We start from the raw sequence: 14,638 nt of genomic DNA on the forward strand, positions 1-14,638 counted from the left end.
GTCGCGCCTGCTCCCGCATAACTCCGGCCCATCACCGCCGCCGTGGCGTTGCCGGTCGCGTAGAGCCCGTCGATCACCGTGTCGTCCTCACGAAGGACGCGGGCGAATTCGTCGGTGCGAAGTCCGCCCGACGTTCCGAGGTCCCCGAGGATGATCTGGAATGCGTAGTAGGGGCCCTTGCCGAGGGGATGCAGATTGGGGTTGGGCAGCGTCGGATCGCCGTAGTAGTTGTCGTACGCGCTGTCCCCGCGATTGAAGTCGTCGTCGTGTCCCTTGCCGGCCAGCTCGTTGAACCGGTCAGCGGTCCGGCGCAGTTGGTCGGCGGGTACCCCGATTTGGCCGGCCAGCTCTTCGAAGCTGTTGCCTTCCTTGACTACACCGGACTCCAGCCACGCCTTGGGCACCTTCCGTCCGGTGGGTACCGGCGCGAACGGCACCTTGGGGATCGGTAGGTGACCGCCGACGACGTAGCGGTGAAACGAGCGGATGTCGGTGACGAGCCAGCACGGTATGTGGCTGACGCCGGTGCGTTCCCCGTCGATCATGGCGTGCGCGAAGTCCATGTAGGGCGCGGCCTCGTTGATGAACCGCTTGCCGTCACCGTTGACGACGAACTGCGAAGGCATCATCCGCTCGTTGAGCATGAACTGCAGCCTGCCGTCGGGCCAGCACATGGCCGGGAACCACCATGCTTCGTCGAGAAGGTCGGTGGACGCACCCACCTTCTCCCCCGCCCGGATCCCGTCCCCCGTGGCGGCGGGATTGCCGAAGCTCCAGTCCTTCTCGAGTTCGGGCAGGTGTTCGCGGCGCCGGGCCATGTCGTGATCGAAGCCACCCGAGGCAAGGACGACGCCGTGCCGAGCGCCGATGCGCTGGGCTGTGCCGTTGCGTTCGACGATGGCACCAACGACCCTGCCGTCGACGTCGGTGATCAACTCCGTCATTGGCGCGTCGAGCCACAGCGGAATGTCGTGGTCCTTCACCGCCAGTCGCATCCGCGCCATCAGGGACTGCCCGATGGCCGCCATCCGGTCGCCAAACACTCTGGCCCGGAACATCCGCCAGATGAGCTTTAGCAGGACGGCCTTGCCCCGCCAGTTCTGCCGCACCTGGTAGAAAAGTCGCAGATCCTTGGGCGCGAACCAGATTCCCCTTGGCGCCATCGCCAGGGGGGTCAGAAGATTGTGCTCTTCTTCGCCGAGCTTGCGCAGGTCGATCTCGGGCACGTTGATGGTGCTGCCGCGCTCGGAGCCGCCGGGAAGCTCGGGGTAGTAGTCGGCGTACCCCGGCTTCCAGACGAAGTCGAACCACGGGCTCGTCTTCTCCAGGAACTCCATCATCTCCGGGCCAGCGTCGACGTACTGCCGCAACCGCGCATCGCTGACCATGCCGTCGGTGATCTTCTTCAGATACCCGAAGACGTCGTCGGGTACCGGGACGTATCCGGCCCGCCGCTGAGATGGCGCTCCCGGCACCCAGATGCCACCACCGGACAGGGCGGTGGAACCGCCGAACTGAGGCGACTTCTCGACGATCAGGGTGTCGAGTCCATCGGCGTCGGCCTTGAGCGCGGCGGTCATGCCGCCGCCGCCGGAACCGACGACGAGGACGTCGACCTCTTGGTCGAAGGTCGGATCGGTCACGAGCTCACCGCCGTTCGGACCGCGAAGCCGGCGATCAATTCGGGCGCGGCACGGTAGTACCGCTGCTTGGTCTCATACGGCCCCTGGGTGGCCAGCGCCGCGAAAGCCGCTATCCACGTGCGTACTTCATGGGCCGAGTTGCCCGCCTCGGCGGCGATCCAAGTGTTCGACCAGCTATCGACGTCGGCGACCCGGTTGGTGTCGAGCAGTTCGAGCAGCGCGCGGTCCCAGTCGGGGTTGAGCGGCCGCAGTGGACTCTCGCCGTTGGCGAAGTCGCGAGCGGCGTCGATCACCGCGGTCTGGCGGGCACTGCGCTGCTCGGCGGTCATGGGTTCGCCGTGCACGATGCGCCCGAGCGCAGCCGGTGGCGCCGTCGCCAAGGTTGGCACGGGCGGATCGTGCGACAGCCCACCGGAGCCCACGACCAAGACCCGCTTTCCGAGGGTCGCCAGAAAGTGGCCGATGCCAGTGCCGAGCGCCCTGGTGCGCTTGAGCGGTCCGAGCGGGGTGGCGACGGAGTTGATGAACACGGGCAGCACCGGCACTGAACCGATGTCGCCGAACAGCGACTGCAGGGGTTGGACGGTCCCGTGGTCGACATCCATACTCGCCGAGACCGACACGTCGATGCCGTTGTCCCACAACGACTCCACGCATGCCGTCGCAATGTCTGCAGGCACGTTCAGTGGGCCCGCATGGGTGCCGTAGTCACCGACGCCCGTGGCGGCGGTGCCAATGCAGAATGGCGGCATGAGTCGGTAGAAGAAGCCGTTGTAGTGGTCCGGCGAGAAGATCACCACCAGTTCGGGGTCGAACTCGCGCACGAACGCGCGGGCTTCGGTCACGACGGAGTCGATGTCGTCAAGGAGTTCTGGTGACGGTCCCGGCAGATTCAGCAGTGGACTGTGCGACATGCAGCACAGGGCCAATGGCTTCTCGGTTTTCATGGGATTCATTACCTCCCTTGCTCAGACAGAGGACGTCGAAGAGTGCGGCGCTCAACTCGGGCGCAAGCTGAGCGATGCCGGCGGCGGCAATGCACCGGTCGGGCCGCAGGAAGAGCACCGACTCGGCGTGCGCGTCGAAGAACGACTTCAGCGCTCCGGTGCGGTCGCCGACGATGGTGACCTCGGAGTCGTCGTGGCCGGTCCAGTGCAACTGGGTCAGTGGCCTGGCGGCGATGAAGGTTGCGCCCAGTGCCTTCCACCGCGCGATGGCGACGTCGCCGAGAAGGGCCCGCGGGTTGTTGTTCCAGGCCAGCACGGCGAACCCGGGCCCGATCACGTCGTCGAGCAGCACGTTCTGTGCCTCGCGGGTATCGACCCGCGGCTGAATGAACAACGTGCCCGTCGGCGAGGTTGCCGATGGCGGTGTCAGGTGGGCGATGGCACCCTGCTCGTAACGCGGCATCGGCTTGAACCGCATCTCGAGGATGTACCGCTTGAGCGTCGGCACCACCGACGCCGCGCGAATGACTCTGTCGCGCAATGCCGCAACCCTCGCGTTGGTGGGCGAGATGACGCGACCCACCATGGTCGACAGATCGATCATGGCCCTGGCGTGCTTGCGTCGCTCGGCGTCATAGGTGTCGAGCAACGGGTCGTCGGCCTCGCCCTTGACCACCGCGGCCAGCTTCCATCCGAGGTTGGCCGCATCGCGGATGCCGCTGTTGTAGCCCTGCCCCTGCCACACCGGCATGAGGTGCGCCGCGTCGCCGGCCAGCAACATCCGGCCCTTTCGAAACGCGCTCGCAATGCGGGAGTGGTGGGTGTAGACCCGATGCCGGATCACGTCGACGCGTTCGGGGTGAGGGAGGAACGGCGCCAACATGCTGGCGATGAAGTCGGGTTGTTCGACCTGTTCGTCAGTCTCGTCGGCGTGAATCATGAACTCGAACCGCCGAATTCCGTGTGCGATCGAGATGGAGGCGTAGGGCCGTTTCGGGTCGGCGCCGACCTCGCTGTTGGGATGACCGAGCGGGTCGGTGGCGAGGTCGATGACGAGCCAGCGCGTCGCGGAGGTAGTGCCCTCGAACGACACACCCATCAGGCGGCGCGTCGTGCTTCGCCCTCCGTCGCAGCCCACGACGTAGTGCGCCGAGATCGGCACGGTCTCGCCGGCGATGGCGACCCGCACGCCGTCGGCGGTCTCCTCACACGACTCCATCGCGCGACTCCAGGCGACCTCGACACAGTCGAAGCGCTCGAGGCCACGGAGCAACTCGGCGTCGACCATGGGCTGGACGAAGCCGTTGCGCTTGGGCCAGCCGAAACGCGCGTCGGGAGGGGCCATCTCGGCAAGCAGTCGCCGGTTGCCGTCGTAGAACCGAAGGATCTGATTGGGCACGGTGTGTGGCAGTACGTGCTCGACCACGCCGATCGACTGGAACGTCCGCAGCGCTTCGTCGTCGAGACCGACACCTCGGGGGTAGTCGATCAGGCTGTCCCGTTCGTCGACGACGAGCGTGCTGACGCCTTGGAGCCCAAGGACGTTGGCCAGGGTCAGGCCGACGGGCCCCGCGCCGACGATCAGTACGTCCACGTGCTCCTCGTCCGAAGGCGTCATCAATCCCGCCCGAGCAGGAAGTCGACGTGCAGGGCATTGAACGTCTTGGCATCTTCGTACTGCGGCCAGTGTCCGCAGTCGGGCATCACCTCGAAGCGCGCGCCGGGGATCATCGACGCGATCCGGCTGCCCTCGCTGACGTCCGCGGTTGGGTCGTCGCTGGTCCACAGCACCAGAGTCGGGGCCGTGATGGCGCCGTATTCCTTGGGCCCGAGCAGGTTTCGTGCCCTGATCTCGGGATCCTGTAGGGCCATGATGTCGCTCATCGCCCCGACGAAGCCCGGTTGGCGGTAGATGCGCTGGCGACTGGCGACGATGTCGTCGTAGTCCTTGGACTTGTCGGCCATCAGCCACTTGATCCTGGCTTGCACCGTCTCCCAGGAAGGGTTCTCGGCTGCCGCCATCGACAGTGCGATGATGCGCTTCATCACCTCGGGGTCGGCCTGCGACCCGCCCGCGGTGTTGAGGACCAGACGATCGATGCGATCCGGATGATCGGATGCCGCGCGGGCGGCGACCCAGCCGCCGAGCGACTCTCCCGACAGGTGAACACGCTCGACGTCGATGGCGTCGAAGAACGCCAACAGGTGATCGACGTAGTGCGAGACCTCGAGGGGATGGCCCGGCTTGTCGGTGTAACCGTGCCCGAGCATGTCGATCGACCAGGTCGAGAAGTGCTCGGCGTGCGCCTCGAGATTGCGGACGTAGGCCTCGGCATGGCCGCCAGATCCGTGCAGCAGGACCAGTGTCCGCTTGCTCCGGTCGCCAGCATGCAGATACCGCGTGCGCACCCCTCCGACGTCGAGGTAGCCCTGTGAGAACGGGACGCCCTGGAGGTCGCTCCAGACGCTCTCGTACTCGCTCATGCGGCCCCTCTCGCCATCGGTGATGTAAATCGCATTCTCATCGAGTGCAAGTGATATGTGCTAATATCGCACACTAATGTGCACTATCCATAGAGCATCGCTCTCACGATGACGTCTGTCAAGGAGGGTGGGTCGGGCACCGACCGACTCGCGCCCGGATCGCAGACGCTGGCCAGGGGCCTCAACGCCCTGCAGGCCGTCGCCAGCTCGCCGGCGGGGATGACGGCGCAGCAGGTCGCCGATCACGTGGGCGTGCACCGCACGATCGCCTACCGGCTGCTCTCCACGCTGACGCAGAACCGCTACCTGGTGAAGGGTGAGGACGGGCGCTACCGACCCGCGGCGATGTTGGCCGTTCTCGGTGCCTCCTTCGACAACAACCTGCGCCAACTGAGCGTGCCGACCCTGCGCACCCTCGCCGACGACATCGGCGCGACCGTGTCCCTGCTCGTCGCCGAAGGGGATGAACAGGTGGCGATCGCGGTCATCGTGCCGACTCTCGTCTTCTACCAACTGTCCTTTCATGAGGGCAGTCGCCACCCGTTGGAACGCGGCGCGGCGGGAATCGCCCTGTTGGCGTGCATGCCGCCGCGGCCCGACGAACGCGATCTGGTGCCGCTCACTCGCAAGCAGGGTTGGGTGATCACTCACGGCGAGGTCGAGCCAGACACCTACGGACTCGCCGTTCCGGTGAGGCGCAAGCCGCCGTCGCCGCCCACCTGCATAAACCTCATTTCGCACCGCGAGGACGCGCTGATCGGCGGTCGTGACGCGGTGATCAAGGCTGCCAACCAGCTTTCGCAGATTCTCGGCTGAGAAGTAGAAGGGATGTTTCAGTGAGTACCGAGTGGGACCTCGAGGTCGACGTCGTGGTGTTGGGTACCGGGGGCGCGGGACTCACCGCTGCCCTCACCGCAGCCGTTGGCGGCGCATCGGTGGCGGTCTACGAGAAGGCCGACACCGTCGGCGGCACGACCGCGGTGTCGGGCGGAATCGTCTGGATCCCGGCGCACCACCGCTCCCCCGACGGTGAACTGACCGTCCACGACGCGATGCGCTATCTCGAGGCGCAGTCGCTCGGGGCAATGGACGGTGAACTGGTCGAGACCTTCGTGCGGACCGGACCCGAGATGCTCGACTTCGTCGAGAAGCACAGCGGGCTCGAATTCGAGATCGCCGCAGGCTTTCCCGATTACAAGCCGGAACTGCCCGGCGGGCGCCCGTCGGGTGGCCGATCGATGAACGCCAAACCGTTCGACCTCGCGCGGCTGGGTTCCTGGAGCGACCGCATCACCTCGTTCCCCGTCGATTTCAGCAACGTCGGCATCGACGCCGAGACGCGCGCGCGAATCCACGCTTCCGTCGACGATGCCGCGGGTGACTTCTGCGTGGCGGGCACCGCGCTGATCGCCGGCCTGCTCAAGGGCCTCCTCGACCTCGGCGTGGTACCGACCACCGACGCCCGCGCGGTCGAGCTGATCGCTGCCGGCGGGCAGGAGCGAAGCGACACGGGGATGGCCCAAGCCGGTGCGATCGGCGGTGTGCGAATCAGCCTCGACGGCATGGACATTCGAGTGCGCGCCCATCGGGGAGTGGTACTCGGCACCGGCGGCTTCGAATGGGACCCGAAACTCGTCGAGGCGTATCTGCGCGGCCCCATGCACGGCCCCGTGTCGCCGCCGAACAACACCGGCGACGGGCTGCGAATGGCGATGGCCCACGGCGCCGACCTGGCCAACATGGGTGAGGCGTGGTGGGTACCGATCGTGCAGATCCCCGGCGACACCATCGACGGGCATCAGCGCAGCCGCAGCGTGCGTCTCGAACGCACCCGTCCCCGCAGCATCATCGTCAACCGGGCCGGGAAGCGGTTCCTCAACGAAGCCGGCGAGTACAACTCGATGGCTGGGCCCTTCCACCACCTCGACCCTCGTTTCGGCTACCTCAACGACCCCGCCTGGATCGTCTTCGACGCACTGCACCTCAAGAGGTACGGCTTCCTCGGCATCGAACCCGACGGCGAAGTGCCCGACTGGTACTGCAAGTCAGCCGATCTCGACGAGCTCGGCCAGAAGACCGGCATCGACCCAGCCGGGTTGGCCCGCACCATCGCCTCCTGGAACCACAACGTCGAGGCCGAGTCCGATCCCGACTTCGGCCGTGGCTCAAGCGCTTACGACGGGTACTGGGGTGACACTGCGGCCCCGACGCCCGCGCTTGCGACCCTCGGGCCGATCGACACCGCGCCATACTTCGCCGTACCGGTCACCGTCGGCGCCATGGGCACCAAGGGAGGTCCAAGGACCGATGCCGACGGCAGGGTGTTGCACGTCAATGGTGAGGTGATCCGCGGGCTCTACGCCGCGGGCAATGCAATGGCAGGCGTGACGGGCAAGGCTTACGGTGGCGCGGGCGGAACCCTAGGTCCCGCAATGGTGTTCGGCTACCGGGTGGGGCAGGCCCTCAGTCGTCGGCCCTGACTTTGTCCTTCAGCGCGGGAACCACTGGCGGCGCATCACGCCAATTGGGCACGCCGTCGGACTCATTGGCGACGGGGAACCCACCGCCATGCACCTGCGACCAGTGACTGTGGTTGAGCTGATGCAGGGTGAAGCATGCGTTCAATGAGTTGTAGAAGCCCTGGTTGTCCTGGGTCTGGTTGACCGACTCCTTGATGAGCAGCGCCGCCATCGTGGGCACCTTCGCGATCCGCCTGGCGAATTCCAAGGTCTTGTCGGACAACTCGTCGACGGGGAAGACCTTCGAGACCATGCCAAGCTGATACGCCTCGTCCACCGAGAGCGTGTCGCCGGTGAGCATCAGCTCCTTGGTCTTTCGAGCCCCGAACTCCCAAGGGTGGGCGAAGTATTCGACACCGCACATGCCCAGCCGGGTCCCGACGACGTCGGCGAACCGGGTGTCCTCGGCCGCGACGATGAGGTCGCACGACCACATCAGCATCAGGGCGGCCGCGTACACGTCGCCGTGCACCTGCGCAACGGTGATCTTGCGCAGATTGCGCCACCGCAGGGTGTTCTGGACGACGTGGTGCCACTCCTGCAGCATCCCCTTCTCGGCGGCCTCCCTGGTGGCGCCATTCGCCTGGAAGCTCGGGTGCTGATCGGGGCCAGGCGTGTACTCCGCCATCGACTGCTTCGAGCCCAGGTCATGACCGGACGAGAACATCGGCCCGTTGCCGCCAAGAATCACGACGCGAACCTTGTCGTCTGCCTCGGCTTCCAGGAACGCCTCGTTGAGCTCGACGAGGAGACCGCGCTGCTGCGCGTTGCGTTGGTCCGGTCGGTTGAGCATGATCCGGGCGATGGTGCCCTCGTCGAGGGTCTCGTACGTCACGAAGCGGTAGTCGGCCATATTTCGGACTCTAATCTTTGGAGAATGGCGTTACCGCAGGGGGTGGGGTACGACGGCTCACAACGACAGGATGGTCGCCGACGCGGTGCCAGGCGCCCCGTACACCTGAGCCAGCCCAACCCTCGGGTCACCGGGAACCTGGCGGTCGCCGGCCTCGCCGCGGAGTTGGCGGACCAACTCGTGCATCTGTCGTAAGCCCGACGCGCCGATGGGCTCGCCGTTGGCGATCAGTCCACCGTCGGTGTTGACCGGCAACGATCCGCCGATCTCAGTGGCGCCGTCGGCGATCAGCTTCTCCTGGTCGCCGTCGGCACACAGCCCGGTCTCGGCCATGTGGATCACCTCGGCGCCAGCGTCGGTGTCCTGGAGCTGCGCGACGTCGACGTCCTCGGGACCGATTCCGGCGGCCTCGTAGGCGGCACGAGCCGCATACACCGTCGGCGACAGGTCCTCCTCGAGCGGCGACGAGGTAGCGTGCACCTCGTAGGCACCGAAGCGTCGGGTGCGAATCTCGCTGGCCCGCACGAAGACCGGCTTGTCGGTGTAGCGGTGCGCGATGTCGCCGCGGCACATGATCACCGCAGCGGCTCCCTCGTCGGGCGCACAGAACATGAACTGCCGCAGCGGGTAGTTGAGCACCGGCGACGCCATGATGTCCTCTTCGGAGATCGGTTTGCGGCGGAACGCATTCGGGTTCAGCGCGCCGTTGCGGAAGTTCTTCGCCGCCACCTTCGCCAGCGTCTCCTCGGAGATGCCGTGCTCGTGCAGGTAGCGGTTGGCCTTCATACCGAAGAATTTGGTGGTGACGAACTGGCCGTTCTCCGCGTACCACTGCGGAAGCGCGAGCTTCGCGGGGTCGTCGGTGAAGGCACCGCGGGGGTGCTTGTCCAGACCGATCGCGATGCCGATGTCGTACTTGCCGAGCCGGATGGTGTCGGCCGTCTGCTGGATGGCGCTCGCTGAGGTGGCGCAGGCGTTGAACACGTTGGTGAAGGTGATGCCGGTCAGCCCCACTAGCCGCGTCACCGAGTCGGGATTGGACACCTCGTGGCTGCCGCCGAAGCCGAATTGGACGTCGCCCCATTCGATTCCGGCGTCGACGAGTGCGGACTGGATGGCCTCGGCACCCATTTCGACTGCCGACTTCTCGAACCGGCCGAACGGATGGATGCCGACGCCGATGATCGCTACGTCATTGGTCACGGTGACTCTCCCTTAAACCGGCTGGAACGCGAACGTGACGACCTCGACGGGGTTGTCTGGGTCGGAGGCGTCAATCGCGAACGGGATCATCGTTAGCTCGACCTCCATGCCGAACGACAACTTCGCCGGATCGTTCTCGGTCAACCGCCCCTCGACCCGCACCACGTCACCAAGCTGCACCAGACCCATCCCGAACGGCACGAACTCCTTGCCCGTCGCCCCGATGTAGGGCGCACCTGGCGGAAAACCCTGCGTCGTCCACGCGATCACCGTTCCGCGCCGCGGCAGCAGCACGTCACTCATGGCGGCCTTGCTGCACTTGGGACAGTGCGACTGGCGCGGGAACACCGTCGCGCCACAGGCACCACACCCGCTACCAATCAGCTGCGGGTTCTCCTCCGGCCACGTGGAGATACCGGGATCTATCGCCTTTTGCACGAGACGCCTCCTGAACCGCGAAGAATACGTTGACGAAATCGTACAACATGCTTTCTGTAAAGTGGAAAGCACATTCTCATTTTGGTTCGGCAGCAAGTCCCGCGTCGTTCAGCAGGGCCTTCGTCGCGGTGTAGACATCGAGCCGGCCCTCGGCGATCTCGCCGGCAAGCGCGTCGATACCCGGGTGCGCCCGCAGCGCGCTCTGCGCAAGGGACAGCACCTGCGCGCGGGCCCGTGCCGCGCGACGTTCGGGGCTGTCCGCACGGAGATGCGCGTCGATGGCCTCTACCAATTCGGCGATGCCCTGGTTTTGCGCCGCCACGATCTTCAGGATCGGCGCGCTGGTCTCGGCGTGCAGGTCGCGCACGGTCTGATCGGCGCCTTCGCGGTCGGCTTTGTTGATCGCCACGATGTCGGCCACCTCGAGCAGGCCCGCCTTCGCCGCCTGAATCGCATCGCCCGCACCGGGATTCAGCACGACGACGGTGGGATCAGCCATCGCCGCAATCTCGATCTCGGACTGTCCCACCCCCACGGTCTCGATCATGACTACGTCGTAGGACAGGGCGCCGAGCACCTGGACCGCCGCAGGCACGCATTCGGCGAGGCCGCCGAGATGGCCGCGCGTTGCCACCGAGCGAATGAGGACGTCGGAATCGTTGATGTGGGCGGCCATTCGGATGCGGTCGCCGAGGAGGGCGCCGCCACTGTAGGGCGATGACGGGTCCACCGCGAGTACCGCGACCCGCTTGCCCTGCCCGCGATAGGCGGCGACGAGGACAGCGATCGTCGTCGACTTCCCTGCCCCTGGTGGACCGGTGATGCCGATGACGCGCACTGGCCGGTGGCCGACTACGGCGAGCACCTCGTCGCGACTGCTGCTCTCGGCCAGGCTCAGCAGCCGACCGGCCGCCCGGGTGGACCCGCTGCGCGCCGCGGCGACGAGCTCTTCGATGTTCATCAGCTGGGGTGAGCCTACGGGTTCAGGCACGCGTCGCCGTGGAAGCAACCCAGCCGATGACGAAGATGGCTTCAAGCATTCAGGGCTTCTTTCACCGTTGTTGAGAATGCTATTCTCTCGAGTCGAGAGTGTTAATTGCAAGAAGGGGAACCACATGCAGATCGAGGGCAACTCCGCGATCGTCGTCGGCGGCGCAGGCGGCCTCGGGGAGGCGACCGTTCGGCGATTGCACGGCGCAGGCGCCAAGGTCGTCGTCGCCGACATGGCCGACGACAAGGGCAAGGCGCTCGAAAGCGAACTTGGCGTCCGCTACGTGCAGACCGACGCCACGTCGGAGGAGTCCGTCCTCGCGGCCATCGCCGAAGCGGAATCGCTTGGTCCGCTGAGGATTTCCGTCGACACCCACGGCGGTCCAGCCAGCGGCGGCCGACTGGTCGGCAAGGACGGTTCCCCGCTGGACCTCGACGGCTTCAAGAAGACGATCGAGTTCTACCTGACGGCGGTGTTCAACGTGATGCGGCTGTCGGCGGCGGCGATCGCCAGGACCGAACCACTCGAAGAGGGCGGCCGCGGCGTCATCGTGAACACCGCCTCGATCGCAGGCTACGAGGGTCAGATCGGCCAGCTGCCGTACTCGGCTGCCAAGGGCGGCGTACTCGGCATGACGTTGGTCGCGGCACGTGACCTCTCCCCGTTGGGCATCCGCGTCGTCACGATCGCGCCGGGCACCATCAACACTCCGGCCTATGGCAAGGCGGGCGATCAACTCGAGCAGTACTGGGGCCCCCAGGTGCCGTTCCCGAAACGCATGGGCCGCTCAACCGAGTACGCCCAACTCGCGCAGAGCATCATCGAGAACGACTACCTCAACGGCGAGATCATCCGCCTGGACGGCGCGCTGCGGTTCCCGCCCAAGTGACGGCGCGACGCGCACTCGAAGGAAAAACGGCGTTCGTCGCGGGCGCCAGTCGGGGCATCGGTGCGACGGTCGCGGCGTCCCTGGCAGCCGCCGGCGCCGCCGTCGCGGTCGCGGCACGTTCCGAGGAACGGGGCAAGCTGCCAGGCACCATCGGTTCGGTGGCCGACGGCATCGTTGCCGCGGGCGGACGGGCGCTGCCCGTCGCGTGCGACGTCACCAGCGAAAGCTCGGTCAATGCCGCGGTCGAGACGGCCGTCGCCGCGTTCGGTGGCATCGACATCCTCATCGCCAACGCGGGCGTGTTGTGGCTCGGCCCAATCGAATCCACGCCGCTGAAGCGCTGGCAGCTATGCCTCGACGTCAACCTGACCGGCGTCTTCCTGGTCACCAAGGCCGTCATCCCGAACGTCCGGGCCAGGGGCGGCGGCTCGCTGGTGGCCGTCACGACTACCGGGGTGACCATGGTGGACCAGGGCGCCAACGCCTACTGGGTCTCCAAGGCCGCCGCCGAACGGCTGTACCTCGGGCTCGCCGCCGATCTCAAGCCCGACAACATCGCCGTCAACTGCCTCAGCCCGTCCCGGGTGGTGCTGACCGAGGGGTGGCAGGCGGGAGGCGGCGGCTTCGAGATCCCACCCGAGATGGTCGAGCCGCCCGAGGCGATGGGCAATGCCGCGGTGCTGCTCGCTTCTCAGGACGCGACTGGCATCACCGGCACCATCCAGCGCAGCGAGTCCCTCACCTTCTAGCGCGAGCCTTCCCACGCGAGCAGACGCAAAAGGCCCTGAAATTGCGGATTTCAGGGCCGTTTGCTGGAGCCGCTTGCGGACTGCTCACTGGAGGAGGGGGAAGCGGAAAGCGGGGCTAGTTCTTGGCGATCAGCCCGTCCACGATCTTGTTGAAGTCGGCGGTGCCGAAGGACACGTACTCCGCGAGGTTGGCGTAATCCAACGACGCCATCACCGAACGCTCCAGCTGGATGTTCATCAACCGCTTGGTGGCCTCGACCGCCTGCTGCGGCAGTTCGATGAGTTTCTTGGCGGCCGTGATGGCCTCGGCCAGTGGATCTTCCACGACGTGATTCGCAAGGCCCAGCTCGACGGCTCGCTGCGCCTTGATTCGCACGCCGGTCAGCGCAAACTCCTTGGCCTGCAACAGGCTGATCTGCGAACCCCACACCAGCGGGCCACCGTCGGCGGCGACCAGACCGATCGACACGTGCGGGTCGGCGAAGAACGCCTTCTCGGCCATGTAGACGACGTCGGACAGCGCGGCGAGGCTGCAGCCCAATCCCACCGCAGGACCGTTGACCGCGGCGACCACGGGGATGCGGCACCGCACCATGCCGATGACCAGTTCGCGACCATGCTTGATCGTCTTCTGGCGCAACGCTTCATCGTTGCGCAACTCGTCGAGGTAGTTGAAGTCGCCGCCAGCCGAGAAGGCTCGGCCGGCGCCGGTGATCACCGCAGCCCGGGCATCGGCGTCCTCGTCGAGCGCGGCCCAGATCTTGGCTAGCCCGACGTGCAACGCGTCGTTGACCGCATTGAGTTCGTCGGGTCGATTAAGTGTGATGATGCGTAGGCCACCATCGGCCTTGACGTCGATTTCCTCAGGCAAGTCGTACAACTCAGGCTCCTAAACCTAGAATTCGCTGCGCGATGATGTTCTTCTGAATCTGTGACGTCCCGCCCATCACGCTCTGGGCCCGGCTGTACATGTAAGCACCGAACAACTCCGGGTCACCGGTGCCGACGGTGGCCAGCGCCGCGTGGCCGACGGATTGCTCGACCCACGTCATCAGCAGCTTGTCCAGCGAGCCCTGCGGCCCGTGTGTGATGCCGTCCAACTGCTCGGACAGCCGCCGTCGCACGTGCAGCCGCAGCATCTCGGTCTGCACCCAGGCCCACGACAACTCGGCAGGTGCAGGTCCATCGGTGCGGGCAGCCAACTGCCGCACCAGTTTTCCGTAGCGCGCTGAGAAGCCCAGCGTCGACGGTTCACGCTCGTGGCTGACGACTGTCATCGCGAGCTTCCAGCCGTCTCCCGGTGCGCCGACCATGTTGTCGGCGGACACCCTGGCTCCGTCGAACTCGACCTGGCCGAACTCCTTGGTGACGCCGCTGATCATCTTCAGCGGGCGCTGCTCGATACCGCCCTGATGCATCGGGACGATGAACGCCGAGATGCCCTTGTGCTTCGGCACGTCCTTGTCCGTGCGGGCCAGCAGCAGGCACCAGTCAGCGACGTCGGAGTAACTGGTCCAGATCTTGTGGCCGTGGATGACGTAGTCATCGCCATCCTTGACGGCCGTCGTCGTCAGCGACGCGAGGTCGGAACCGGCGCCCGGCTCGCTGAAACCCTGGCACCACCGTTCGGTGCCGTTGATCATGCCTGGCAGGAACTTCTTCGCGAGCGCCCCGTCGCCATGGTGGCTGAGGCCCACGACCAGATAGCCGAGGCTGGGTCGGGCAGGCGCGCCGCCCTTGGCGATCTCCTCGTCGACGATCACGTCGTAGACGGGCGGAAGATCCTGCCCGCCATACGCTGAAGGCCACGACGTACCGAAGAAGCCAGCGGCGTAGAGCGCTTGGTGCCACTCCCCCGCCTTGGCCCAGTACTCATCCCCGGAGGTGGGGAATTTGCCCTTCTGTTCGATCAACCAGCCGCG

At 66.2% G+C, this 14,638-nt stretch carries 14 protein-coding genes; 4 read left to right on the forward strand and 10 right to left on the reverse strand.

The window, feature by feature from the left end; genetic code table 11:
• From QOD90_RS21630 to QOD90_RS21645, 4 genes are all read right to left on the reverse strand, one after another.
• On the reverse strand, nt 1-1,580 hold a 1,580-nt coding region (locus QOD90_RS21630; RefSeq protein WP_526352912.1), incomplete at its 3' end, for an FAD-dependent oxidoreductase.
• A gap of 59 nt (nt 1,581-1,639) precedes the next feature.
• Nucleotides 1,640-2,557, reverse strand: a complete 918-nt coding sequence (locus QOD90_RS21635; RefSeq protein WP_526352888.1) for a 3-carboxyethylcatechol 2,3-dioxygenase — start codon at nt 2,555-2,557, stop codon at nt 1,640-1,642.
• The gene (locus QOD90_RS21640) at nt 2,505-4,208 is read right to left on the reverse strand and encodes a bifunctional 3-(3-hydroxy-phenyl)propionate/3-hydroxycinnamic acid hydroxylase (RefSeq protein ID WP_526352890.1); all 1,704 of its coding nucleotides are present in this window, start codon (nt 4,206-4,208) and stop codon (nt 2,505-2,507) included. The genes QOD90_RS21635 and QOD90_RS21640 overlap by 53 nt, the downstream gene beginning before the upstream one ends.
• Nucleotides 4,208-5,074, reverse strand: coding sequence for an alpha/beta fold hydrolase (locus tag QOD90_RS21645; RefSeq protein WP_526352892.1), 867 nt, complete (start codon nt 5,072-5,074; stop codon nt 4,208-4,210). Before QOD90_RS21645 ends, QOD90_RS21640 begins: the two co-directional genes overlap by 1 nt.
• A 108-nt stretch (nt 5,075-5,182) precedes the next feature.
• Between QOD90_RS21645 and QOD90_RS21650 the strand changes: the two genes are divergently transcribed.
• Entirely contained in the window at nt 5,183-5,890 is a 708-nt protein-coding gene (locus QOD90_RS21650) for an IclR family transcriptional regulator (protein ID WP_526352894.1), read from the forward strand.
• Between the two features lie 20 nt (nt 5,891-5,910).
• Complete coding sequence (locus tag QOD90_RS21655; RefSeq protein WP_526352896.1) at nt 5,911-7,554, forward strand: FAD-dependent oxidoreductase; 1,644 nt, start codon at nt 5,911-5,913, stop codon at nt 7,552-7,554.
• On the opposite strand, the gene QOD90_RS21660 is transcribed toward QOD90_RS21655, so the two are convergent.
• The 4 genes from QOD90_RS21660 to QOD90_RS21675 form a co-directional block, all read right to left on the reverse strand.
• Nucleotides 7,538-8,446 carry an enoyl-CoA hydratase/isomerase family protein gene (locus QOD90_RS21660; protein WP_526352898.1) on the reverse strand — a complete coding sequence of 303 codons (909 nt, stop codon included), beginning with the start codon at nt 8,444-8,446 and terminating at the stop codon, nt 7,538-7,540. The two genes, QOD90_RS21655 and QOD90_RS21660, sit on opposite strands and share 17 nt — an antisense overlap.
• Before the next feature lie 57 nt (nt 8,447-8,503).
• Nucleotides 8,504-9,649: a thiolase family protein gene (locus tag QOD90_RS21665; RefSeq protein ID WP_526352900.1), complete on the reverse strand. Its 1,146-nt coding sequence runs from the start codon at nt 9,647-9,649 to the stop codon at nt 8,504-8,506.
• A 12-nt stretch (nt 9,650-9,661) separates the two neighbouring features.
• Complete coding sequence (locus QOD90_RS21670) at nt 9,662-10,087, reverse strand: Zn-ribbon domain-containing OB-fold protein (protein ID WP_526352902.1); 426 nt, start codon at nt 10,085-10,087, stop codon at nt 9,662-9,664.
• A gap of 76 nt (nt 10,088-10,163) precedes the next feature.
• Entirely contained in the window at nt 10,164-11,048 is an 885-nt protein-coding gene (locus QOD90_RS21675; RefSeq protein ID WP_526352914.1) for an ArgK/MeaB family GTPase, read from the reverse strand.
• A gap of 154 nt (nt 11,049-11,202) precedes the next feature.
• On the opposite strand from QOD90_RS21675, the gene QOD90_RS21680 reads away from it, so the two are divergent.
• A complete protein-coding gene (locus QOD90_RS21680) occupies nt 11,203-11,967 on the forward strand; it encodes an SDR family NAD(P)-dependent oxidoreductase (protein WP_526352904.1) in 765 nt (254 codons plus the stop codon).
• Nucleotides 11,964-12,716 carry an SDR family NAD(P)-dependent oxidoreductase gene (locus QOD90_RS21685; protein WP_526352906.1) on the forward strand — a complete coding sequence of 251 codons (753 nt, stop codon included), beginning with the start codon at nt 11,964-11,966 and terminating at the stop codon, nt 12,714-12,716. Before QOD90_RS21680 ends, QOD90_RS21685 begins: the two co-directional genes overlap by 4 nt.
• Before the next feature lie 115 nt (nt 12,717-12,831).
• Here QOD90_RS21685 and QOD90_RS21690 read toward each other — a convergent pair whose 3' ends face one another.
• On the reverse strand, nt 12,832-13,596 hold the full coding sequence (locus tag QOD90_RS21690) for an enoyl-CoA hydratase/isomerase family protein (protein WP_526352908.1): 765 nt from the start codon (nt 13,594-13,596) through the stop codon (nt 12,832-12,834).
• A gap of 1 nt (nt 13,597) precedes the next feature.
• Nucleotides 13,598-14,638, reverse strand: a 1,041-nt coding sequence (locus tag QOD90_RS21695; protein WP_526352910.1) for an acyl-CoA dehydrogenase family protein, incomplete at its 5' end; no start/stop codon positions are given.

Origin of the sequence: Mycobacterium sp. (assembly GCF_032161845.1) — a bacterium.
In the GTDB taxonomy this organism is placed as follows: Bacteria; Actinomycetota; Actinomycetes; order Mycobacteriales; family Mycobacteriaceae; genus Mycobacterium.